This is a genomic window from Bacillus sp. WMMC1349 (genome assembly GCF_013155385.1).
GTDB lineage: Bacteria > Bacillota > Bacilli > Bacillales > Bacillaceae > Bacillus.
This window is the reverse complement of the sequence record NZ_JABJUQ010000007.1, coordinates 3,453,943-3,477,583: the sequence shown is the minus strand read 5'-3', so window position 1 is coordinate 3,477,583 and position 23,641 is coordinate 3,453,943. Positions and strand designations below refer to the sequence as shown.

Here is a 23,641-nt window from a genome sequence, read left to right as displayed (position 1 = left end):
GTCAGATGTAAAATCAACTTCTCAACTAGAGGTGTCAAAAGATAATGTTCATTATAGATAATTGATAAGGTTTTGCAAACCATATTTACAAAATAAACCCAACAAACCCATTTAAACGTATAAAGTGCTATGTTATACTATTTTGGGAGTGATTTGAAATGGCTGCTAAAAAGTTAACAAAGGACCAACTAAGAAAGAACTATAACAGGTGGGTTAATCGCTTACCTTTAATTAGCACCAATATAGCTCTTATTATGGTTCTAAGTCGGCTTCTATTTGGCACCTTAAAGGGAAAACAAATGTTTACAATCGGGTTCCTCATTTTCGCTATTCTGTTTGTTTGTGTCGGAGTCATCTCGGGTTTTGTTCTTCGATTCATCTATAGGAAATTCGAAGATGTTTGGTCAAACAAATAGGTTTTAAAGCGTATCTTTTATACGCTTTAATCACAGTGGTGATGATGGCTCCATTACCCTTTAACTCATGTGAATCAGATGAATGAAACGTGTCATACTTGTTCAAAGGGGAAAAAAAGATTGACTAAATTTACAATGTTGAAACAGTCACTTTAAGCGGCAAAGAAGTCAAAGCAGTTTTTTCTAGATGAAGCAATCTTTTTTTCAAAAACTTATTGGCAAAGAATCCACTAAGATGGGTTCAGATTAGGAGCAACAAACCATAAATCACAGGAGGTTTAATCATGCATGGATTAAGCATCTTACTGGGCTATATTTGCGTGGTGGCTTTTTCTGTTTTTTCAGCAACAATGGTTTACATCTTCATGCACTTTGAAACGTATGGTTTTTCACCAGCTCCTGTGATAAGTACGTTTATGTTAGTTGGTTACGTCCTGTTTGCTACTCCTGTTCAAATTTTCGTCAATCGCAAACCTAAAAAATTTTCTCGTTGGCATTTAGTGACTTACTTCATCGTCTCTTTTGCAGTCTGTGCAACCTTATTAGTCTTATTAAATAGTTATAGGTGGTATAATTTGACGGAGCCTATGCTTTATATTTTTAGCTTTGTTCTTGCTTTCATTTATTGGTTTTGGGATTCTGTTTTTCTTCAAAGAAAGCCCAAAACCTCTTCATAAGTTTGCTTTTTAGGTAAATATGACACAATAGATTGATTTTATGACAAGCCCCAGAAAGACAGTTTAAAACAACTTCACAATCGCTGATGGTGATAGAACACGCCCTGTTGATTTCACTTCTCCATCGATCACAATGCCCGGCGTACTCATCACACCATAAGAGATGATCTCTTGAATATCTGTTACTTTTTCGATTTCTGCCTCTTTGCCGGACTGATCGAGTGCTTTCCGGACATTTTGTTCAAGTGTCTGACAATTCCTGCAACCTGTTCCTAAAATTTTAATATTCATGTAAATCCTCCTCTAAAGTATGAAATGAAATAAATACCCGATTAAAATAATGCCTGCGGAGACGATTCCGAAAAAGATCATGACAAGTTCTTTTTTGAGGACACGGCTAAGTAAGATGCCTTCTGGTACTGATAATGCAACTGTCGACATCATAAAAGCGAGAGCTGTCCCCATTGACATTCCTTTAGCGACAAGGACCTCGATGATTGGAAGTGTCCCGATCGCATTGGAATATAGCGGAACCCCGATAAGTGTTGCGACGATTGGCGAGTACCAGCTGTCACCAGCGAAACTGATAATGAAATCTGTAGGTATATAGCCGTGAAGACCGGCCGCAATGCCAATCCCAATCAGAAGGTACGGACCAGTTTTTTTGATCACAGACCAGACATTTTCAAGAGCGAATTTGAGGCGGTCAATGTGTGATAACTTAACAACTGTCGCCGCCTCGGTCTGTTTAATTTGATAGACATACTCTTGAACATATTTCTCAAGGTGCAGTTTCTCAATCAAAAGACCAGCCAACAATGCGACTGTGATACCGGCTAAAACGTATAAGACCGCTACTTTGAAACCGAACATCGAGACAAGTAATACAAGTGATACTTCGTTAACAATCGGCGATGTGACAAGAAATGTAAAGGTGATCCCCAGCGGAATACCAGCTTCAACAAAACCGATGAAAAACGGAATTGTTGAGCAGGAGCAGTATGGTGACAGTACGCCGAGACCGGCCGCTCCGAGATAACCGACCGCTTTTTTCTTGCCTGTTAAATAGTTTCGAACGGACTCTACTGGGAAAAACGAACGGATATAGCTAATCACAAATACCATGATGGCTAATAAAACCGCAATTTTAGTGATATCCATTACAAAAAACTGAACCGTTTCTCCAAGCCGGCCTTGAAAATGAAGTAATTCATAGGCAATCAAATGCCCAATCTGCTCAAACATGTTTTACCGCCTCTTGAAGTGAAAATACCGTATTTCGACCTACTTTTTCAGAGTAGATCAATTCGCCCCTTTCTAACAGCCGAATATGATGTGTCATCGTAGAATTTGGTACATTGAGAGCACTGACAAGTTCGCAAAGACACATCGGCTCGATTTCTAGCAGTTTAAGGACTTTTAAACGGGTTGGATCTGCTAACGCTTTATATACGTCTGCCTTTTTTAATAAAGTCTTTTCATCAAACTTTTGTTCTGCAACCATTTGATCTAATACTTCATCTGATTTTAGGGACCAATTCACAGCTGTCACCTCCTTTTTGATTATTATAAAACTAGTTTTATAGTTTTGTAAACTTTTAAGTATTTCGATCTCCACACCGTGACATGATTTGCACGAACATCTTTTTAAAAAGCCGCTTAGAATCAGAAAATATATTGACTGAACACTCATTCATTATTTAAGATAAAGATAGTAAAGGGGATTCTCGGGAAGTTGGATTGGGAGAACTGAAAGGGGGAGCTATTGTTGAGTAACTTATTATGGTTAAATTTCATTGCATTTTTGGGAGTAACCTTTTACGCCGTTTATCTGTTTATTTACTTGATCAGGACGAGGTTGAGTTACATTAGACTCGGACAAAAAGAGGTTTTTGATCAACGGATCAAGGAACGGCTTCAAAGGATTTGGCAAAATGTCTTCGGTCAAAAGAAATTGCTCAAAGATAAAAAAAGCGGGACTATTCATGTCATGTTTTTTTATGGTTTTATTCTTGTCCAGTTTGGGGCACTGGATTTTATTATAAAAGGACTTTTGCCAGATAAAGGACTGCCGCTTGGTGGCGTTTATCCTGCATTTACATTCTTTCAGGAAATTGTTACACTGCTGATTTTGATTGCAGTTGCTTGGGCGTTTCATCGGCGTTATATTGAAAAGCTTGTTAGACTGAAACGAAATTTTAAATCAGGCCTTGTGCTCCTGTTGATCGGTGGGTTGATGTTTACGGTTTTGCTTGGGAATGGGATGAATATCGTTTGGCACGATCACTCGCTTTCTTGGCATGAACCAATGGCATCAGCAGTTGCATTTGTTTTGGGATTTCTGGGTGAAACTGCCGCGACAGTTGTGTTCTATCTGGCATGGTGGGCCCATCTCTTGATTTTGTTAACGTTTTTAGTATATGTTCCGCAATCAAAGCACGCTCATTTGATTGCTGGTCCTGCAAATGTCTTTTTGAGCAGGCTAACAAGCCCGGGAAAGCTTGAAAAAATTGATTTTGAAGATGAATCAAAAGAAACGTTTGGTGTTGGCCGGATTGAAGAGTTCAGACAATCACAGCTTATCGATCTTTACGCTTGTGTGGAATGTGGTCGCTGTACAAATATGTGTCCTGCAACAGGTACAGGTAAAATGCTGTCACCAATGGATCTTATCTTGCGGCTTAGAGACCACCTGACAGAAAAAGGAGCAGCTGTGACATCAAAGACACCTTGGGTACCGGCCGCATTTTTTCAACATACAAAAGCTAATCAGCTAGCAATGGCAGCAGGTGGAGAAGGATCAAAAGAAGCTGCAGCCACAGAGCTTTATAATCCAAGCTTAATTGGAGATGTCATCACAGAAGAGGAGATCTGGGCTTGTACGACTTGCCGGAATTGTGAGGATCAGTGTCCAGTTATGAATGAGCATGTTGATAAGATTATTGATCTTCGTCGCTATCTTGTCCTAACAGAAGGAAAAATGGATGCTGACGCACAGCGTGCGATGACAAGCATTGAGAGACAGGGGAACCCATGGGGATTAAACAGAAAAGAACGAGAAAACTGGCGGGACATGCGTGAAGACGTTGAAGTACCGACTGTTAAGGAAATGAAGAAACAAGGAAAAGAGTTTGAATATTTATTTTGGGTTGGATCGATGGGATCTTATGACAGACGCAGTCAAAAAATTGCGATTGCTTTCGCACACCTTCTTCAGCATGCGGGTGTCTCATTTGCCATTCTTGGAAACAAAGAGAAAAATTCAGGTGATACACCAAGACGGCTTGGTAATGAATTCTTGTTTCAAGAGCTAGCTGCGAAAAATATTGAAGAATTTGCAAAACATGATATTAAAAAAATTGTAACGATCGATCCTCATGCATATAATATTTTCAAAAATGAATATCCTGATTTTGGTCTTGAAGCAGAAGTTTATCATCATACCGAATTACTCGCCTCACTTGTTCGAGACGGCAAGCTTAAACCGAAGTATCCGGTTGAGGAAACGGTGACTTTTCATGATTCCTGCTATTTAGGACGTTATAACGAAGTCTATGATCCTCCTCGTGACATCCTTCGTTCAATCCCGGGTATCCGCTTAGTGGAAATGGAGCGCAGCCGGGAAACCGGAATGTGCTGTGGAGCAGGCGGTGGCTTGATGTGGATGGAGGAAGAGACAGGAACAAGAATTAATGTAGCGCGAACAGAGCAGGCACTGATGACCAATCCGTCGGTGATTAGTTCCGGTTGTCCGTATTGTCTCACAATGCTTGGAGATGGAACAAAGGCAAAAGAACTTGAGGAACAAGTTTCCACAAACGATGTTGCTGAACTGTTAGAACGGGCAGTATTTGGCAAAGAAGATCAAGAGGAGGAGGCATCCTAGATTTAGAGATGAAAAAGAAGGTGTGAGTAGAATCTCCGCCTTCTTTTATCATAAGCATATAAAGAAGGATGAGGGGAGAAATCATGGTCAAATCAGTAATTGTTGGAGGTGCACGTACACCTTTTGGAAAATTAGGGGGAGCGCTTCAGACGAAATCAGCTGCTGAGCTTGGGGGTATTGCCATTCAAGCCGCATTAAAACGTTCTGGAGTAAGAGGAGAAGACGTAGATGAAGTGATCATGGGTTCAGTTTTGCAAGGAGGGCAGGGACAATTGCCTTCAAGACAAGCAGCGAGATATGCAGATCTCCCTTGGTCTGTCAAAACGGAAACCATGAATAAAGTTTGTGCTTCTGGGATGAGAAGTCTGACAATGGCTGACCAGATCATTCGTGCTGGTGATGCAGAAGTGATCGTTACTGGTGGAATGGAGTCGATGTCTCATGCACCTTACTTGCTGAAAAAAGCAAGATGGGGCTATAGGATGGGAGATGGAACTGTTCAGGATATGATGCTGATGGATGGTTTGACATGTTCTTTTACAGGTGTACACATGGGGTCTTATGGCAATGCTGTTGCGAAAGAATTAAAGATTACGAGAGAAGAGCAAGACCGCTGGGCATTAGCAAGCCATCGGCGAGCTGTTGAGGCAACGGATTCAGGATTGTTTCAAGAAGAAATTGTCCCTGTCAATATCCCACAAAAAAAAGGTGAGAAATTGACTGTGGACCGTGATGAAGGTCCGCGCCGAAACACATCAATCGAAAGGCTAGCAATGCTTTCACCTGTTTTTGACGAAAACGGTACGATTACAGCTGGCAATGCGCCTGGAGTAAATGATGGAGCATGTTCGCTCATTATTGCAAGTGAGGCAAAGGCAGAAGCCCTGAACTTAAAACCGCTGGCAACGATTATGGCCCATACTTCACTTGCTGTTGAGGCCAAAGACTTTCCAAAAACACCTGGGCTGGTCATTGATGAGTTGCTGAAGAAAACGGGTGCTGATCAAGCTGATATCAGTCTGTTTGAAATCAATGAAGCATTCGCGGCAGTTGCTTTGGCAAGTGGGAAAATTGCTGGAATTGATATGGATAAGGTCAATGTAAATGGTGGTGCAATTGCACTTGGCCATCCGATTGGTGCGAGCGGTGCACGGATCATTCTCACGCTGATGTATGAGTTGAAACGACGTGGTGGCGGTACGGGCATAGCCGCAATTTGCAGCGGCGGCGGTCAAGGCGATGCTGTTATGATTCATGTTTAAGGGGGGGAAGAAATTGAGAAACGACACGATCATGGTCATTGGTACAGGACAAATGGGTGCGGGAATAGCCCAAGTTTGTGCTCAGGCAGGCTACAATGTCTATTTGAACGATGTGTCAGCTGAACAAATTCAAAAAGGAATGAAGCGAATTTCAGATCAGTTGATGAGGCAGGCGGAAAAAGGGAAAATGTCACAACAAGATGTCAAAGAAATCTATCAGCGGCTCTCCCCAGCACCTGATTTGGAAGATGCTCACGAGGCCTTCCTCATTGTTGAGGCTGCTATTGAAAATATGGATGTGAAAAAAGAGATTTTTAAGCGTTTGGATGATGCAACTGGAGATTTTGCAATTCTGGCATCAAATACGTCATCTTTATCAATTACAGAGCTTGCATCAGTGACAAACAAACCAGAACATGTCATCGGTATGCATTTTATGAACCCAGTACCTGTTATGCAGCTGATTGAAGTGATCAAAGGGCTTGAGACAAGTGAGGAAACGTATCAAACAGTTGTTGCTGTGGCTAAAAAGCTTAACAAAGTGCCAATTGAAGTCCATGATTTTCCTGGTTTTATTTCCAATCGAATTTTAATGCCAATGATTAATGAAGCAGTGTTTGCGCTTTACGAGGGTGTTGCAGACAAAGAAAGTATTGACAGTATTATGAAACTGGGAATGAACCACCCAATGGGACCGCTTGCTCTAGCTGATCTCATTGGACTTGATACATGTCTTTCTATTATGGAAACACTTCATCAAGGGTTTGGTGATGATAAATACAGACCATGTCCACTACTGAAACAATATGTCAACGCTGGACGTTTAGGGAAGAAATCGGGTAGAGGTTTTTATATGTACGGCAACAATTGAAGAGGAGGGGCAAAAAGTGAACCTTCAATTGACAGAAGCACAAGCCGGGATGCGAGATCAAGTGAGGCAATTTGCTGAACGCGAAGTGGCTCCGTTTGTCCCTGAAATGGAAAAGGGGCATTTTCCGTCTGCTATTTTAACAAAAATGGCAAGTTACGGTTGGATGGGTCTGCCCATTCCTATGAGGTATAAAGGGGCTGGTACTGACTTTGTTTCGTATATCATCACCATTCATGAGTTATCAAAAGTCAGTGCTGTTGTTGGGGCTATTTTATCTGTGCACACATCACTTGTTACAATTCCTATCCTTTTGTATGGGAATGAACAGCAAAAAAATGATTATGTCAAAAAACTTGCTGCTGGACAATATATAGGAGCCTTTTGTTTAACAGAGCCAAGCGCCGGTTCTGATTCAGGGAGCATTAAAACAAAAGCAGAAAAACACGGATGTACGTACGTTTTAAACGGAACAAAGATTTTTATTACGAACGGAGAAGCGGCAGATGTTTACCTCGTCTTTGCAAGGCTGGGGACAAAGGGGATTTCAGCTTTTATTATTGAGAAAGGCACAAAGGGTTTTCACATTGGCAAAGATATCGCGAAAATGGGACTTCACGGTTCACAAACAATGACACTGCATTTTGATAACGCTGTCATTTCCTCCCACCAGTTGCTTGGTGAGGAAGGCGAGGGATTTAAAATTGCCATGTCTCATCTAGATACAGGCAGAATCGGAATCGCTGCACAGGCGCTTGGTATTGCTGAAAGTGCGCTTAGTGATGCGACAGAACATGTCAAGGTGGCGTATCGGAAGGGAGAGCTCCTCAATCAACAGCAGGGGCTAGCTTTTAAATTGGCTGATATGGCGACGCGGACAGAAGCGGCCAAGCTTCTCGTCTATCAAGCTGCTTCACTAAAAGAACAAGGTAGAAAAACTGGAAAAGCGGCATCAATGGCTAAATTGTTTGCCTCAGAGACAGCGATGTATGTGACAACTGAGGCTATTCAACTATTTGGTTATCAGGGGTTAACAAAAGATTATCATGTAGAACGATACTTCAGAGATGCGAAAATATGTGAAATTTATGAAGGAACAAACGAAATTCAACGGATTGTCATTAATAAGCATATATAAGGGGTGGGAATGCGATGATGTTTAAGCTGTCTGAAGAGCATCAAATGATTCAAAAGATGGTCCGCGACTTCGCTAACTATGAGGTGGAACCGACAGCGGCTGAGCGTGATGAAGAAGAAAGGTTTGATATTGAGATATTTAAAAAAATGGCGGAATTAGGATTGACGGGCATTCCGTGGCCAGAAGAATACGGTGGGATCGGCAGCGATTATTTAGCATACGTCATTGCAGTGGAAGAACTCTCAAGTGTATGTGCGTCAACAGGTGTCACTCTGTCTGCTCATACATCACTTGCAGGCTGGCCAATCTATACTTTTGGAAGTGAGGAGCAAAAGCAAAAATACTTGAAGCCAATGGCACGTGGAGAAAAGATCGGTGCTTATGGCTTAACTGAACCAGGTTCAGGCTCTGATGCAGGTGGAATGAAAACAACTGCAGTTAAAACTGGTGATGAATATATCATAAATGGAACAAAAATTTTTATTACAAATGGAGGAATTGCTGATTACTATATTGTATTTGCTGCTCTCGATCAGGAGAAAAAACATCAAGGGTCAACAGCTTTTATAATTGAGAAAGACTTTCCCGGTTTTTCAGTCGGTAAAAAAGAGAAAAAGCTTGGAATTCGTTCATCACCAACGACAGAAATTATCTTTGAGGACTGCCGTGTCCCTGTAAAAAACAGGCTTGGTGAAGAAGGAGAAGGTTTCAAAATTGCCATGATGACACTTGACGGCGGGAGAAATGGAATTGCTGCCCAAGCTGTGGGGATTGCACAAGGAGCATTTGTGGCTGCCAAAGCTTATGCAAAGGAACGAAAGCAATTTGGTAAACCGATTGCTGAACAGCAGGGAGTCGCATTTAAACTAGCTGATATGGCGACAGAAATTGAAGCATCAAGGCTTTTAACCTATCAGGCAGCATGGCTTGAATCTCAAGGCTTGCCTTATGGGAAAGCATCTGCGATGTCAAAACTGTATGCTGGTGATACAGCCATGAAGGTGACAACAGAAGCTGTTCAGATCTTTGGCGGATATGGCTATACGAAAGATTATCCAGTTGAACGCTATATGCGTGATGCGAAAATTACCCAAATTTATGAAGGTACTCAAGAAATTCAGCGTATGGTGATTTCGAGAATGCTAATCAAATCCTAGGGTGTAAACAGAGAGGGACAAGCTTATTTGCTATGTTCGTTTCAGGTCCAAGCCGGTCTGCTTTTCTGTATCTTTTACCGAATGTTTTCTGCCTTTCTTTTAGTTATTGTATTTTAAGTAAAAATTATTGAATTAACGGGAATAAAGGTAGCATAAACTGTTTGCTTTTGTTTATAATGAGAGGTATGGTTTGTCGTAAAAGACGGGAATTACATGCTTATTTTCTATGACAAAGATAGTAGATACATACATGAAGATAGAAAGGGAGTGTCTGGCCATGAGCTTGAAACAATACTCAGAAGAACAGCTGAAGGAAATGGCTTTAGTTGAAATTGCACATGAAATTTTCTTAGATGAAAAAAAATCAATTACATTTCAAGAACTTACAGATAAAGCAGTTTCTCTGCTCGGACTTGGAAAAGAAGAGCTGGAGGATCGCATTGCCCAGTTTTATACAGATTTAAATATTGACGGTCGCTTTTTAGCGCTGTCTGATCAGACATGGGGATTGCGCAGTTGGTATCCATATGATCAGCTTGACGAAGAAACACAGCCGACTGTAAAGGCGAAGAAGAAAAAAGCGAAAAAAGTTGTTGAAGAAGAAGAAGATTTTGATAATGAAGATGATATTCTTCTAGATGATGAAGTTGCTCTTGATACCGATGAATTCGATGATATCGATGAAACGGATGATGATGAAATTGATGATCTTGAAGACGAAATTTTGGATGATGAAGAAGATTTTGATGAAGAAGAAGAGGAATAAACTGATAGGATTTAAATTGGATCTTGACTTTCATAAGTGAACTATGTAGTATGTATTTTGGGCTCTTCAAAAAGAAGAGATTCAAGTGATACGGACTATCAGCTCCCTTTCAAGAAATTGAAAGGGAGCTTTCTTGTTTTTCCGTCCCTAACATATCTTAATCATTTAGAAAACAACTAAATGATTTTTCATAAACGGAGCATTTTAATGAATAAGTGTCTACATGAAGAGAGGGGTACAAATATGACAAAATATATCTTTGTAACTGGAGGAGTTGTATCCTCACTTGGTAAAGGAATTACAGCATCTTCACTTGGGCGTCTCCTGAAAAACAGAGGTCTTAATGTAACGATTCAAAAATTTGATCCTTATATCAATGTCGATCCTGGAACAATGAGCCCATATCAGCATGGTGAAGTGTTTGTAACAGATGATGGGGCGGAAACCGACCTTGATTTAGGTCATTATGAACGTTTTATTGACATTAACTTAAATAAATATAGCAATGTAACGACTGGGAAAATATATTCTACAGTGCTGAAAAAAGAACGAAGAGGCGATTATTTAGGCGGCACTGTCCAAGTAATTCCGCATATTACGAATGAAATTAAAGAGCGTGTTTTCCGTGCTGGAAAAGAAACAAGCGCTGATGTTGTCATCACGGAAATCGGCGGAACAGTTGGTGATATCGAATCATTGCCATTTCTTGAAGCCATTAGACAGATTAAGAGTGATATCGGGCGCGAAAATGTGATGTATATCCATTGTACACTTGTTCCTTACATTAAAGCGGCAGGAGAAATGAAAACAAAGCCGACACAGCATAGTGTTAAAGAATTGCGCAGTCTTGGGATTCAACCAAATGTGATTGTTGTCAGAACGGAACTACCGATTTCTCAAGATATGAAAGATAAAATTGCATTGTTTTGTGACATTGATCCGAAAGCCGTCATTGAAGCTGGAGATGCAGACACACTGTATTCCATTCCGCTTGAATTGCAAAAACAAGGACTTGATCACCTCGTCTGCAGTCACTTGCAACTGGAATGTAAAGAAGCTGATATGGAAGAGTGGAAAATGCTTGTTAATAAGGTGCAAAACCTTTCGAAAACAGCAACTATCGGTTTAGTAGGCAAATATGTCGAGCTTCAGGATGCTTATATTTCTGTTGTGGAATCTCTCCGTCATGCGGGATATGCATTTGATTCAGATATCCAAATTAAATGGATCAATGCTGAAGAAGTAACTGAAGAAAATATTAGTGATCTGGTTCGCGATGTAGACGGTATTCTTGTTCCGGGTGGATTTGGGGATCGCGGAGTTGAAGGGAAAATTGCAGCAGTTCATTATGCACGCCAACACAAAGTTCCGTTTTTTGGAATTTGTCTTGGGATGCAGGTAGCATCAATTGAATATGCGAGAAATGTTCTGGGACTTGAGGGAGCCCATTCCGCTGAAATTAATCCTTCAACACCATATCCGATCATTGATCTTCTTCCTGAACAAAAAGATATTGAAGATCTTGGTGGAACCCTTCGGCTTGGTCTCTACCCGTGCAAGCTTAAGGAAGGAACAAAAGCGTTTGAAGCTTATCGAGATGAAGTGGTGTATGAACGTCATCGCCACCGTTATGAATTCAACAATGAATATAGACAACAAATGGAAGAAGCCGGTTTTGTATTTTCAGGGACAAGCCCTGATGGCCGCCTCGTAGAAATTATTGAGCTTAAAGATCATCCGTGGTTTGTGGCTTCACAATTTCACCCTGAATTTACTTCAAGACCGACAAGACCTCAAGCCTTGTTTAGAGACTTTGTCCAAGCGTCACTAAGAGCTTCTGAAAAACTGTAAGCATGAAAAAACCTGTCAGCACAAGTTGACAGGTTTTTTGTCATTTCTCCACGAAGGTTATATTTTAAAATCTAATCTAGTACTATCATCGTATGGCATGAGAAGAAACAACTAATTTTAAGCTGGGCGGTTTCTTTCATTGGTATTCCTGAAGAATTTCCTTTAATGTAAAGGAAAGGGCATGGTAAATGTAGAGGCTCACCATGAGTGAAGGAAACCCGAATCGTGTACCATCTTCATTGGGAAGAAGCCGCCTTGTTAAGTTTAAGTCAATATGGACATCGGCAAATGATTCAATAGATGTGTCTTCTTTAGATGAAGGGGAGACAATGATCAATCCAACCCCTTTTTCATTCAGTTTTTCAGCTGTTTGTCGATCGGCATGCTCCATTGGTGTGGCACAAAACATCAGCGCCTTATCAGCAGGTTGAAAAACAGGCCAATCTGCTTCAAGGGAGGGAAGCGGTTTAACTGAGGGAAACGGTTCAGAACTGTGCAACGCTTCGTTTAAAATGCCTTCTAATTCATTTTTTCCATAAACATATATGGAGTGATCACTAATCACTGCTTGAGCTAGAAATCTGGCTCCATCTTCAATCGCCAAGGCTTCCTTTTCTTGAATTCGATTAAAAATTCCTAATAACTGTGTGGTGAACATTTTAAGCAAGTCGACTCCTCCTTTTTTCCTGTCTATCATTATATACTAAAGAAGAAAATTGGGAAAAACCCTCTAAATCTGTCGCAAACTTAAATACTTGAATTAAAGGAAAAAAGTAAAACAAAACAGAATAGATAAACTACTGCTTTATTTTGACGAAAATTACGTGTAGAGGTGTGTAGAAAAATGAATGAGAAGATTCTAATTGTAGATGATCAGTACGGGATTCGCGTCTTGCTGAATGAAGTTTTCAATAAAGAAGGATACAATACATTTCAGGCTGCGAATGGACTTCAGGCGCTTGACATTGTTGAAAGAGAACGCCCAGACCTTGTATTGCTTGATATGAAGATACCTGGAATGGACGGAATTGAAATTTTAAAAAGGATGAAAGTGATCGATGATCAAATCCGTGTCATCATTATGACAGCTTACGGTGAACTTGACATGATTCAGGAGTCAAAAGAGTTGGGAGCCCTTACACACTTTGCAAAGCCCTTTGATATTGACGAAATTCGCGAAGCAGTCAAAGTCTATCTGCCCATCAAATCAAACGGATAACAGAAAAAGTTTTCGATGTTGTCACAGTCATGTTATTGCCGATTTGCTGAATAATTGTTATTCTATATAAGTAGAGAAAAGCTAAAGTAGTAAAAAACATTTTACATATGGCAGGTTTTTCTGGTCATACTAGTTGGGTGTGGAGGCTTTTTTCGAAAAAAAGCAAATCAGGCTACATAAGGAGGACTTTCGACATGCCTTTAGTATCAATGACGGAAATGTTGAATAAAGCAAAAGAAGACAAATATGCTGTAGGACAATTTAACCTAAATAACCTTGAGTTTACTCAGGCTATTTTACAAGCAGCTCAAGAAGAAAAATCCCCTGTTATCCTTGGTGTATCAGAAGGCGCAGGACGTTATATGGGCGGTTTTAAAACAGTTGTCGCAATGGTTAAAGCGTTAATGGAAGAATACAATGTAACTGTTCCAGTTGCGATTCACTTAGATCACGGTTCAAGCTTTGAATCTTGTGCAAAAGCGATTCATGCTGGTTTCACTTCAGTTATGATCGACGCTTCTCACCATCCTTTCGAAGAAAATGTTGAAACAACTGCAAAAGTGGTTGAACTTGCACATTTCCATGGTGTTTCAGTTGAAGCTGAACTTGGAACTGTAGGTGGACAGGAAGATGATGTTGTAGCAGAAGGCGTGATCTACGCTGATCCAAAAGAATGTCAAGAGCTTGTTGAACGCACTGGCATTGACTGCCTTGCACCTGCATTAGGTTCTGTTCACGGTCCTTACAAAGGTGAACCTAACTTAGGATTTAAAGAAATGGAAGAAATCGGAAAATCTACAGGTCTTCCGCTTGTTCTTCACGGCGGTACTGGAATTCCAACTAATGATATTAAAAAATCAATTTCATTAGGTACAGCAAAAATCAATGTCAACACTGAAAACCAAATCGCTTCTGCAAAAGCTGTTCGTGAAACATTAGCAAAATTAACAGAAGAGTATGATCCACGTAAATATTTAGGACCTGCACGTGAAGCTATTAAAGCAACAGTTATTGGCAAAATGCGTGAATTTGGTTCTTCAAACCAAGCATAATGATCTTAGAAAAACACCTGCTTTCCATAAAATTTGAGGAAATAGGGTGTTTTTCTGCATGCGTGATTTAGCATGGGGCTCTTTTGCTTCCAGTTCAGTCAAAAAGCCGCCTGATTTAAGACAGGCGGTTTTATCCTTATCATTTAGAAAGCGCAAACATGTTTTAAGTTTCAGATATTTTTATGACAGGAGGTTTTGTCAAGTATGCTGTTTTTTATTGATACTGCAAATTTAGACGAAATTAAGGAAGCTCATGCTCTCGGTGTTTTAGCTGGGGTTACGACAAATCCTAGTTTAGTAGCCAAAGAAAATGTTTCGTTTCATGACCGTCTGCGTGAAATTACAGATGTAGTATCATTAGGATCTGTTAGCGCTGAGGTTATTTCTCTTAAGGCGGAAGAGATGATTGAAGAAGGAAAAGAGCTTGCGAAGATAGCACCGAATATTACGGTGAAAATCCCAATGACAGCCGATGGCTTGAAGGCTGTAAAAACATTAACTGATCATGGTATTAAAACAAATGTTACACTAATCTTTAGTGCTAATCAGGCATTGCTTGCAGCTAGAGCAGGAGCGACTTATGTTTCCCCATTTTTAGGACGTTTGGATGATATCGGTCATAATGGTCTTGATCTAATAAGTGAAATAAAACAGATCTTTGATGTGCACGGTTTAGATACACAAATTATTGCGGCATCAATCCGTCATCCGCAACATGTTACTGAAGCTGCTTTGAGAGGGGCTCATATTGGTACAATGCCACTGCAAGTGATTCATCAATTAACAAAGCACCCGTTAACAGATATTGGGATCGAGAAGTTTTTAGCAGACTGGAATAAAAATAACAGTTAAGGATTGTTTTGTGAGTGGCAAGTGAAGGGAAATCCTTCTGCTTGTCACCCTTTTGTTTATGTTTTATACTTAGAGGACTTTTTCCCACGCGCAGCTTCGCCATATTCTTCCCAATAATTTTTGAGAATATTGTATTCTTTTTCTTTTAATTGGCTAGAGTTTTTAAAAGGACCATTTGTTTTTGAGAGGGCTAAAATGATCATTAGCTATCTTCTTAGGAAGGAGACGATCATGGAAAAGTTAAATATAGCCGGCGGAGACCCCCTGAATGGGACAGTACATATAAGCGGTGCCAAAAATAGTGCAGTCGCTCTTATACCTGCGACAATTTTGGCTCATTCAACGGTTACGATTGAAGGTCTTCCGCATATATCAGATATTTTAACACTACGCGATTTGTTAAGGGAGATCGGTGGAAATGTTCATTTTGAAAAAGGGGAAATGGTCATTGATCCCAAACCGATGATCAGTATGCCTTTGCCAAACGGCAAAGTGAAACAGTTGCGGGCGTCCTATTATTTAATGGGAGCGATGCTCGGTCGTTTTAAAAAAGCCGTTATCGGACTTCCTGGCGGGTGTCACCTCGGTCCAAGGCCGATAGATCAACATATTAAAGGTTTTGAAGCGCTCGGAGCGGAAGTGACAAATGAACAAGGTGCGATCTATCTGCGTGCAGAACAATTAAAAGGTGCACGAATCTATTTGGATGTTGTCAGTGTTGGAGCAACGATTAATATTATGCTTGCTGCTGTGCTTGCAAAAGGTAAAACAGTGATTGAAAATGCCGCAAAGGAACCGGAAATCATTGATGTTGCCACCCTTTTAACAAGTATGGGTGCTAAAATAAAAGGTGCTGGCACAGATGTGATCCGAATTGAAGGTGTAGAATCACTTCATGGTTGCAGACACTCGATTATTCCAGATCGGATAGAAGCAGGAACTTTTATGATTGCAGCTGCTGCAATGGGAAAAGAGGTACTGATCGATAATGTTATTCCGACACATCTTGAATCAGTGATCGCTAAATTGCGCGAGATGGGGATCAGAATTGAGGAAAGCAATGACCAGTTGTTGATGGTTGGAGGGCAGAAAGAATTAAAGCCAGTCGATCTCAAAACACTTGTCTATCCCGGTTTCCCGACTGATTTGCAACAACCGATGACATCCCTTTTAACAAAGGCTAATGGGACAAGCGTTGTCACTGACACGATTTATTCAGCCCGTTTTAAACATATAGATGAGTTACGACGAATGGGTGCATCGATGAAGGTTGAAGGGAGATCAGCGATTATCACAGGTTCCGCTGCACTTCAAGGTGCTAAAGTGAAAGCGAGTGACCTTAGAGCGGGAGCGTGTCTTGTTATAGCCGGTTTAATGGCAGAAGGCATTACTGAGATAACCGGACTCGAACATCTTGATAGAGGATACAGTCAAATTGAAGAGAAACTGTCCAATCTGGGAGCTGTCGTTTGGCGTGAGAAACTAACAGACCAAGAATTAGAGCAGATGCAAAATTCCTAAATCGCTTTTTTTGAATACGATATGGAAGTGGAGAATAAAAGATCTGGAATGATGAGAGGGGATAATAAAGGGATGGAAAGAAGCTTATCAATGGAACTTGTACGTGTGACAGAAGCTGCAGCGCTTAAGTCAGCCCGCTGGATGGGAAGAGGTAAAAAGGAAGAAGCTGATGATGCAGCAACAAATGCTATGAGGGATGTTTTTGACACTGTTCCAATGAAAGGGACAGTCGTTATCGGTGAAGGTGAAATGGATGAAGCACCTATGCTTTATATTGGGGAAAAACTAGGAAATGGTTATGGACCTAGAGTAGATGTAGCGGTTGATCCATTAGAAGGAACAAATATCGTTGCAAGCGGTGGTTGGAACGCACTTGCTGTTATCGCTGTGGCGGATCACGGTCATCTTCTAAATGCACCTGACATGTATATGGATAAAATTGCTGTCGGACCAGAAGCGGTCGGTTGCATAGACATTGAAGCCCCGGTCATCGATAACTTGAAGGCTCTGGCAAAAGCCAAAAATAAAGATGTGGAAGATGTTGTAGCCACCGTTTTAAACCGTCCGCGCCATGAGCAAATTATCCATGAACTTCGGGAAGCTGGAGCTAGAATTAAGCTGATTAATGACGGTGATGTAGCTGGAGCGATTAACACTGCTTTTGACCATACAGGAGTTGATATTTTGTTTGGATCTGGTGGTGCGCCAGAAGGAGTTTTGGCTGCAGTTGCATTAAAAGCTCTAGGAGGAGAAATACATGGTAAGCTTCTCCCGCAAAATGATGAAGAGATGAAACGGTGTGAAAAGATGGGAGTCGATATTGAAAAGGTGCTGCGAATGGAAGATCTCGTAAAAGGGGATGACGCGATCTTTGCTGCAACTGGCGTGACTGATGGAGAACTTTTACGCGGGGTGCAATTTAAAGGGTCTGTCGGAACGACTCACAGTATTGTCATGAGAGCTAAGTCTGGAACTGTTCGCTTTGTTGATGGAAGGCACAGTCTCAAGAAGAAGCCTAACTTAGTCATTCGTCCTTAAGGAGATAAAAGCGGGGCAGCTTCTCCCGCTTTCCCTTCTGTTGAACATACTTTCATTATTTGGTACAATTGCAGACAGCTTGTTTTTTGTTTTGATAAAAGTTGAATATGGTCGTCAAATAAGGTAAAAATAAAGAGTGCTGCACAATTTTGCTGCGCATCCTAATTTTTGGAGAAAGCCTAAATTCCTGCCGCATAAATACGAAATGCGATAATTCTTCTCTTGTTAAGTCCTCGCTTCTTTCTCGACTCATGATAAACCTTTTCATTCTTTGCGATATATGGGTAGAAGCGTTACCGGTAGATGAAGTTGCTGTTTAAAGAGTTTAAAATAAGACCAAAAGTAAATATTTGATTAGAAAAGCGTGGTGTTCTTTGTGAAAGATGTGTCTATTTCATCTTTGGAAAATATGAAATTAAAAGAACTGTATGAATTAGCGAGATATTATAAAGTCTCGTATTACAGTAAACTGACAAAAAAGGAATTGATTTTTGCCATTTTGAAGGCCAATGCTGAAAAGGAAGACTTATTGTTTATGGAAGGTGTTCTGGAAATTATTCAATCAGAAGGTTTTGGCTTTCTGAGACCGATTAACTATTCTCCAAGCTCAGAGGATATTTATATTTCTGCATCCCAAATTCGTCGCTTTGATTTGAGAAACGGTGATAAAGTTTCCGGGAAAGTCCGTCCTCCAAAAGAAAATGAACGTTACTACGGTTTGCTTCACGTAGAAGCCGTTAATGGTGATGATCCCGAATCGGCAAAAGAACGTGTCCATTTTCCTGCATTGACGCCTCTCTATCCTGATCGCCAAATGGTGCTAGAAACAAAACCTAATTATTTGTCGACAAGAATTATGGATATGATGGCACCGGTTGGTTTTGGACAGCGCGGTTTAATTGTAGCCCCGCCTAAAGCAGGAAAAACGATGCTCCTCAAAGAGATTGCCAACAGTATTACAGCTAATCATCCAGAGGTTGAGTTGATTGTGCTTTTAATTGATGAAAGACCAGAGGAAGTAACAGATATTGAACGATCTGTGGTAGGTGATGTCGTCAGCTCGACATTTGACGAAGTACCGGAGAACCACATAAAAGTAGCTGAACTCGTACTTGAGCGAGCAATGCGGCTTGTCGAACATAAAAAAGATGTAGTGATTTTAATGGATAGCATTACAAGGCTGGCGCGTGCCTATAACTTAGTGATTCCGCCAAGTGGCCGAACACTGTCAGGCGGAATTGACCCTGGAGCGTTCCATCGTCCAAAACGGTTCTTTGGGGCGGCTCGAAACATTGAAGAAGGCGGCAGCTTGACAATCTTGGCAACTGCTTTAGTTGATACAGGTTCACGGATGGATGATGTCATCTATGAAGAATTTAAAGGGACAGGAAATATGGAGCTTCATCTTGACCGTTCTCTTGCGGAAAGAAGAATTTTTCCTGCAATTGATATTCGTCGTTCTGGTACGCGTAAAGAAGAGCTGCTTGTTCCGAAAGAACATCTTGACCGCTTATGGGCCATTCGCAAATCGATGTCTGACTCACAGGATTTTGTTGAGAGGTTTATGAGAAAAATGAAAAGGACTAAAACAAATCAAGAGTTTTTTGATATCTTGATTCAGGAATGGAAGCAAGCCAATATGTCAGCAGCAAAAAGATAATAACAAAACTTTAGTTTGCAAAACATCATGATCGCTGTTATAATTCTATCATGTGCGTTCCGGAGGTTTTGCCGGAATATTAACTCTGTTTCCGAATGGGATTCAGGGCGGAAGGAGATGACAGACATGAAAGCAGGAATTCATCCTAATTTCAAAAAAGCAACAGTGAAATGCGCTTGTGGTAACGAATTTGAAACTGGTTCAGTAAAAGAAGAGGTACGCGTTGAAATTTGTTCTGAATGCCATCCGTTCTATACTGGCCGTCAAAAATTTGCTACTGCAGATGGTCGTGTTGATCGTTTCAACAAAAAGTATGGTCTTAAGTCTTAATAGATATAAAAAAACAGGCGAGAATCCTTCTTGCCTGTTTTTTACATGGGAATACCGCTGGAGAGGGGATAAAGACGATGTACATCATGAAGCAAAGTGGTTGGCTTGAACTGATATGCGGAAGCATGTTTTCTGGTAAATCAGAAGAACTGATTCGCCGAATTAAAAGAGCAACATTTGCCAAACAGCAAGTAAAAGTGTTTAAGCCTGCAATTGATAATCGCTATAGTAGCGACTCGGTTGTGTCACATAATGGAACAAAGATTATTTGTCATGCGATCACTTCTCCACAAGAGATTTTTCAACATATTAGTGAAAAAACCGATGTGATTGGCGTTGATGAGGTGCAGTTTTTTGATCAATCCATTGTCAGTACTCTAACAGCTTTGGCGGATAAAGGTTATCGCGTCATCGCTGCAGGTCTTGACCAAGACTTCCGCGGGGAGCCTTTTGGAGTTGTTCCAGATCTGATGAGTTTAGCGGAAACGGTGACTAAGCTGCAAGCAGTATGTTCTGTCTGTGGTTCACCAGCAAGCCGAACCCAAAGGTTGATTGAGGGAAAACCAGCTTCATATGATGATCCAGTTATTTTAGTAGGGGCCTCCGAATCCTATGAAGCACGGTGCCGTCACCATCATGAAGTTCCGGGTAAACCGAAACCATCATAAAATATATGATAAAAAACACTTGCGAAAACAAGTGTTTTTTAGTGTAATCCAAACTTTTCAAAAAGAAAAAATCGATTTGAATCTGCTTTTCGGTTTTTCTTCCAAAGGAATGGTGTCCTTTTCTTTGGTCTGGTTGTTTTCCAATTCGCTTATTTTCTGTTTGATATCTTTAATTTGCTGTCGCTCTTCTTCAAGATCCCGTCTTTGCTGAAGAAGCTGATAAGAGACGACCTCATCGGCTTTTTGCTCCAGTTTTCGTTCGAGTTCTGCCATTTTTTTTTGTAATAGTTGACGCTCAAGCTGTTCATGTTGTAAATATTGCTTCATTTTCCGTTCAAGCCATTCATCAAGTTGTTTTGGGTGATTTGAAAGAGAATTGTCATTTCTTTCGATTAAAAAAGATTTTTTCTTTCTTTCTATTATGATATCCTGCATCGATATTCCGTTTTTCAATTGTTCTTTTACTTTTTCCAGAATGGTCATGTCGTCATCTGTGAAAGAGTAGTGGCCAAGTTCATTTCGAGAAGCAGGAATCTCGAGCTGCTTCACCCAACGCTGTACTGTTTTTGTGGAGACACCCAATTTATGTGCCACATCTGCTGTATTCAATTCGCATACCTCCTTTTAGCTGTCATTGATCATCTAAAAGGGATATTCGACTTGAAAGATAAGCTTCCTTCCTGTTAGACAAAAGAAGAAGGGATTCGGCAAAGAAAGTGTTATTTCTTCAGGGGAAAGACTGTTTCTTCATATAACTCCAGCGGTAAACCATCAGGATCTGAAAAAAAAGTAAACCGCTTGCCTGTTTCTGGATCAATTCGGATTGGTTCAGTTGTTATACCATTTTGCAAAAGCTGGCTAATGGCTTGATCAAGATCTGTCACTGTAAAGGCTAAATGTCTAAGCCCGGCTGCTTCTGGATATGAGATCCGTTCAGGGGGATTTGGAAATGAAAACAGTTCAAGACAATAGCGGCCGTCCAATGCTAAATCAAGCTTGTATGAATTCCGATCCTTTCTGTAGGTCTCACTGATGATCTCCAAGCCCAGCTTATCAACATAAAAAGTTTTGGAGGTTTCGTAATCTGAACAGATGATGGCAATGTGATGGATCGATTTTAGCATCAGATCAACTCCTTTTTATTTAAAAGTATAACAAAAAGTATCCTTAGGACGTAGGCGTCGTCTGTGTCAACACTTCCAAGTTGTTTTGACGAAGAGGAATCCCTATACTATAATTAGAATGTTACGCACAGTAAACAGAGGTGAAGACCGTGTTAGACCGTTTAAAATCAATTGAAGATCGGTATGAAAAATTAAATGAAAAATTGAGCGATCCAGAGGTCGTCAATGATCCGAAGAAGCTTAGAGAGTACTCAAAAGAACAATCTGATATACAGGAAACAGTTGAGGTATATAGACATTACCGGACGGCATCAGAGCAGTTAGATGATGCAAAAGCGATGCTTGAAGAAAAACTTGATTCTGACATGCGTGAAATGGTTAAAGAAGAAATTTCTGAACTGCAGGAAGAAGTTGAAACTTTGACAGAGCGTCTAAAAGTATTGTTGATCCCGAAAGATCCAAACGATGATAAAAACGTCATCATGGAGATTCGTGGTGCAGCAGGCGGGGAAGAAGCCGCTTTATTCGCTGGAAATCTTTATCGTATGTATAGTCGCTATGCCGAGCTTCAAGGATGGAAAACAGAAGTGATGGAAGCCAATGTGACTGGAACAGGCGGTTATAAAGAGATTATTTTTATGATCAATGGTAATGGTGCCTATTCAAGGTTGAAATATGAGAATGGGGCGCACCGTGTTCAGCGGGTTCCTGAAACAGAATCAGGCGGACGCATCCATACTTCAACGGCAACAGTTGCCTGTCTGCCTGAAGCTGAAGAAGTCGAAGTTGACATACATGAAAAAGATATTCGTGTCGATACTTTTGCCTCAAGTGGACCGGGAGGACAAAGCGTTAATACGACGATGTCGGCAGTCCGTCTGACACACCTTCCAACAGGTGTCGTCGTTTCATGCCAAGATGAGAAATCCCAGATTAAAAACAAAGAGAAAGCGATGAAGGTATTGCGTGCAAGAATTTATGATAAATTTCAGCAAGAAGCACAAGCTGAATATGATCAAAACCGTAAATCAGCAGTTGGTACAGGTGATCGCTCCGAACGGATCCGTACCTACAACTTCCCGCAAAATCGCGTCACAGACCACCGGATTGGTTTGACAATCCAAAAACTTGATCAAATCCTTGAAGGCAAGCTTGATGAAGTGATTGAGGCGTTGATTGTCGAAGATCAATCCAGCAAGCTTGAGCAGGCAGGGAATTAAAACATGAAAACGATATTTGAAGCCCTCAACTGGGCTTCTTCTTATTTGACCGAAGCGGGCAGGGACCGAAATGCTGCAGAAATCTTGCTAATTGATCAACTTCAATTGGAAAGAAGCCAACTTTTGGCAAATTTTCACGATGTGATGTCTGAAGCTGACTTGTTGCAATTTGAAAAACAAGTTGAACTTCATTGCTCTGGTGTCCCTGTTCAATATATTACAGGGAAAGAATTTTTTTATGGCCGAGAATTTTTAGTGAACCATCATGTATTGATTCCACGTCCTGAAACAGAAGAAGTTGTTGAGACTGTTCTTTTTCAGGCAAACCGTGTTTTTCCTGATAAGCAATGTTTGCAAACAGTTGATATTGGGACTGGGAGCGGGGCGATTGCAATTACCCTAGCTCTTGAATGTCAGCGCATGTCTGTTTCGGCAACAGATATCTCACAAGCAGCATTAAAGGTGGCGATGAATAATGCTGATCGACTTGGAGCGCAAGTTGATTTTTTCAGCGGTGATTTGCTGGAACCGCTGATTTCACGAAATAAAAAGGCTGATATTATCGTCTCTAATCCTCCTTATATTTCAGAAGAGGAGATGGCGCTGTTGTCTGATGTTGTCCGTCTTCATGAACCTGTTAATGCCTTAACGGATGGAGCAGATGGGTTGCAATTTTACCAGCGTTTTATGAAGGAAATTCCCAATGTCATCTCAGAAAAAGCGCTTATCGTCTTTGAAATCGGCTGGACACAGGGAGAGGCTGTACGGGACATGTTTCTGACATTCTTTCCAAAAGCAGAAGTTCAGGTAAAACAAGATTTGAATGGAAAGGATCGCATTGTATATGCGGTCATTTAACATACAAACAAAAAAGCCCTTTATTAACGAATCTGGCGGAATTGCGAGACTCCTGCGGAAACAGCTCCGAGGAGGCTT

At 40.8% G+C, this 23,641-nt stretch carries 25 protein-coding genes; 18 read left to right on the top strand and 7 right to left on the bottom strand.

Going from position 1 to position 23,641, the window contains the following annotated elements; translation table 11 throughout:
• The first annotated feature begins 700 nt into the window (after positions 1 to 700).
• A complete protein-coding gene (locus HOO54_RS20160) occupies positions 701 to 1,093 on the top strand; it encodes a UPF0715 family protein (RefSeq protein WP_172298438.1) in 393 nt (130 codons plus the stop codon).
• Positions 1,094 to 1,156: 63 nt separating this feature from the next.
• On the opposite strand, the gene HOO54_RS20155 is transcribed toward HOO54_RS20160, so the two are convergent.
• The 3 genes from HOO54_RS20155 to HOO54_RS20145 are packed head-to-tail and all read right to left on the bottom strand — an operon-like array spanning position 1,157 to position 2,636.
• Positions 1,157 to 1,384: a thioredoxin family protein gene (locus tag HOO54_RS20155; protein ID WP_172298436.1), complete on the bottom strand. Its 228-nt coding sequence runs from the start codon at positions 1,382 to 1,384 to the stop codon at positions 1,157 to 1,159.
• Positions 1,385 to 1,396: 12 nt separating this feature from the next.
• Positions 1,397 to 2,338, bottom strand: a complete 942-nt coding sequence (locus tag HOO54_RS20150) for a permease (protein WP_172298434.1) — start codon at positions 2,336 to 2,338, stop codon at positions 1,397 to 1,399.
• Entirely contained in the window at positions 2,331 to 2,636 is a 306-nt protein-coding gene (locus HOO54_RS20145; RefSeq protein WP_309244892.1) for an ArsR/SmtB family transcription factor, read from the bottom strand. The genes HOO54_RS20150 and HOO54_RS20145 overlap by 8 nt, the downstream gene beginning before the upstream one ends.
• A gap of 225 nt (positions 2,637 to 2,861) precedes the next feature.
• On the opposite strand from HOO54_RS20145, the gene HOO54_RS20140 reads away from it, so the two are divergent.
• The 7 genes from HOO54_RS20140 (at position 2,862) to HOO54_RS20110 (ending at position 12,021) form a co-directional block, all read left to right on the top strand.
• Entirely contained in the window at positions 2,862 to 4,979 is a 2,118-nt protein-coding gene (locus HOO54_RS20140) for a (Fe-S)-binding protein (protein WP_172298432.1), read from the top strand.
• 83 nt (positions 4,980 to 5,062) lie between these two features.
• Positions 5,063 to 6,241: an acetyl-CoA C-acetyltransferase gene (locus tag HOO54_RS20135; RefSeq protein WP_172298430.1), complete on the top strand. Its 1,179-nt coding sequence runs from the start codon at positions 5,063 to 5,065 to the stop codon at positions 6,239 to 6,241.
• Between the two features lie 13 nt (positions 6,242 to 6,254).
• Positions 6,255 to 7,112: a 3-hydroxybutyryl-CoA dehydrogenase gene (locus tag HOO54_RS20130; protein WP_172298428.1), complete on the top strand. Its 858-nt coding sequence runs from the start codon at positions 6,255 to 6,257 to the stop codon at positions 7,110 to 7,112.
• 16 nt (positions 7,113 to 7,128) lie between these two features.
• A complete protein-coding gene (locus HOO54_RS20125) occupies positions 7,129 to 8,247 on the top strand; it encodes an acyl-CoA dehydrogenase family protein (protein ID WP_172298426.1) in 1,119 nt (372 codons plus the stop codon).
• A 14-nt stretch (positions 8,248 to 8,261) separates the two neighbouring features.
• Complete coding sequence (locus HOO54_RS20120) at positions 8,262 to 9,404, top strand: acyl-CoA dehydrogenase (RefSeq protein WP_172298424.1); 1,143 nt, start codon at positions 8,262 to 8,264, stop codon at positions 9,402 to 9,404.
• Between the two features lie 277 nt (positions 9,405 to 9,681).
• A complete protein-coding gene (gene rpoE / locus HOO54_RS20115) occupies positions 9,682 to 10,170 on the top strand; it encodes a DNA-directed RNA polymerase subunit delta (RefSeq protein ID WP_172298422.1) in 489 nt (162 codons plus the stop codon).
• Between the two features lie 243 nt (positions 10,171 to 10,413).
• Positions 10,414 to 12,021: a CTP synthase gene (locus tag HOO54_RS20110; protein ID WP_172298420.1), complete on the top strand. Its 1,608-nt coding sequence runs from the start codon at positions 10,414 to 10,416 to the stop codon at positions 12,019 to 12,021.
• A gap of 136 nt (positions 12,022 to 12,157) precedes the next feature.
• Here HOO54_RS20110 and HOO54_RS20105 read toward each other — a convergent pair whose 3' ends face one another.
• Entirely contained in the window at positions 12,158 to 12,688 is a 531-nt protein-coding gene (locus tag HOO54_RS20105; RefSeq protein ID WP_172298418.1) for a DUF2529 domain-containing protein, read from the bottom strand.
• A gap of 177 nt (positions 12,689 to 12,865) precedes the next feature.
• Between HOO54_RS20105 and HOO54_RS20100 the strand changes: the two genes are divergently transcribed.
• From HOO54_RS20100 to fsa, 3 genes are all read left to right on the top strand, one after another.
• The gene (locus tag HOO54_RS20100) at positions 12,866 to 13,240 is read left to right on the top strand and encodes a response regulator (protein ID WP_172298416.1); all 375 of its coding nucleotides are present in this window, start codon (positions 12,866 to 12,868) and stop codon (positions 13,238 to 13,240) included.
• 194 nt (positions 13,241 to 13,434) lie between these two features.
• Entirely contained in the window at positions 13,435 to 14,292 is an 858-nt protein-coding gene (locus tag HOO54_RS20095) for a class II fructose-bisphosphate aldolase (protein ID WP_172298414.1), read from the top strand.
• A 204-nt stretch (positions 14,293 to 14,496) separates the two neighbouring features.
• A complete protein-coding gene (gene fsa / locus HOO54_RS20090) occupies positions 14,497 to 15,144 on the top strand; it encodes a fructose-6-phosphate aldolase (RefSeq protein ID WP_172298412.1) in 648 nt (215 codons plus the stop codon).
• A 56-nt stretch (positions 15,145 to 15,200) separates the two neighbouring features.
• On the opposite strand, the gene HOO54_RS20085 is transcribed toward fsa, so the two are convergent.
• Positions 15,201 to 15,347, bottom strand: a complete 147-nt coding sequence (locus HOO54_RS20085) for a hypothetical protein (protein WP_172298410.1) — start codon at positions 15,345 to 15,347, stop codon at positions 15,201 to 15,203.
• Between the two features lie 28 nt (positions 15,348 to 15,375).
• Here HOO54_RS20085 and HOO54_RS20080 point away from each other — a divergent pair, with 28 nt between their 5' ends.
• The 5 genes from HOO54_RS20080 to HOO54_RS20060 all read left to right on the top strand — a co-directional run bounded on the left by HOO54_RS20080 (position 15,376) and on the right by HOO54_RS20060 (position 20,361).
• The gene (locus HOO54_RS20080) at positions 15,376 to 16,665 is read left to right on the top strand and encodes a UDP-N-acetylglucosamine 1-carboxyvinyltransferase (protein ID WP_172298408.1); all 1,290 of its coding nucleotides are present in this window, start codon (positions 15,376 to 15,378) and stop codon (positions 16,663 to 16,665) included.
• Between the two features lie 72 nt (positions 16,666 to 16,737).
• Positions 16,738 to 17,703, top strand: a complete 966-nt coding sequence (gene glpX, locus HOO54_RS20075; protein ID WP_172298406.1) for a class II fructose-bisphosphatase — start codon at positions 16,738 to 16,740, stop codon at positions 17,701 to 17,703.
• A gap of 376 nt (positions 17,704 to 18,079) precedes the next feature.
• The gene (rho, locus tag HOO54_RS20070; protein WP_172298404.1) at positions 18,080 to 19,363 is read left to right on the top strand and encodes a transcription termination factor Rho; all 1,284 of its coding nucleotides are present in this window, start codon (positions 18,080 to 18,082) and stop codon (positions 19,361 to 19,363) included.
• 126 nt (positions 19,364 to 19,489) lie between these two features.
• On the top strand, positions 19,490 to 19,693 hold the full coding sequence (rpmE, locus tag HOO54_RS20065) for a 50S ribosomal protein L31 (protein WP_172298402.1): 204 nt from the start codon (positions 19,490 to 19,492) through the stop codon (positions 19,691 to 19,693).
• Between the two features lie 77 nt (positions 19,694 to 19,770).
• The gene (locus tag HOO54_RS20060; protein WP_172298400.1) at positions 19,771 to 20,361 is read left to right on the top strand and encodes a thymidine kinase; all 591 of its coding nucleotides are present in this window, start codon (positions 19,771 to 19,773) and stop codon (positions 20,359 to 20,361) included.
• 57 nt (positions 20,362 to 20,418) lie between these two features.
• On the opposite strand, the gene HOO54_RS20055 is transcribed toward HOO54_RS20060, so the two are convergent.
• Positions 20,419 to 20,970: a MerR family transcriptional regulator gene (locus tag HOO54_RS20055; RefSeq protein WP_172298398.1), complete on the bottom strand. Its 552-nt coding sequence runs from the start codon at positions 20,968 to 20,970 to the stop codon at positions 20,419 to 20,421.
• A gap of 110 nt (positions 20,971 to 21,080) precedes the next feature.
• Positions 21,081 to 21,485: an SMU1112c/YaeR family gloxylase I-like metalloprotein gene (gene gloA2, locus HOO54_RS20050; RefSeq protein WP_172298396.1), complete on the bottom strand. Its 405-nt coding sequence runs from the start codon at positions 21,483 to 21,485 to the stop codon at positions 21,081 to 21,083.
• A 149-nt stretch (positions 21,486 to 21,634) separates the two neighbouring features.
• On the opposite strand from gloA2, the gene prfA reads away from it, so the two are divergent.
• Together prfA and prmC are read left to right on the top strand one after the other, a co-directional pair.
• Positions 21,635 to 22,705 (top strand): peptide chain release factor 1, encoded by a 1,071-nt coding sequence (prfA, locus tag HOO54_RS20045; protein WP_172298394.1) that lies wholly within the window; start codon positions 21,635 to 21,637, stop codon positions 22,703 to 22,705.
• A 3-nt stretch (positions 22,706 to 22,708) separates the two neighbouring features.
• Positions 22,709 to 23,563, top strand: coding sequence for a peptide chain release factor N(5)-glutamine methyltransferase (prmC, locus tag HOO54_RS20040; RefSeq protein ID WP_172298392.1), 855 nt, complete (start codon positions 22,709 to 22,711; stop codon positions 23,561 to 23,563).
• Positions 23,564 to 23,641 lie beyond the last annotated feature (78 nt).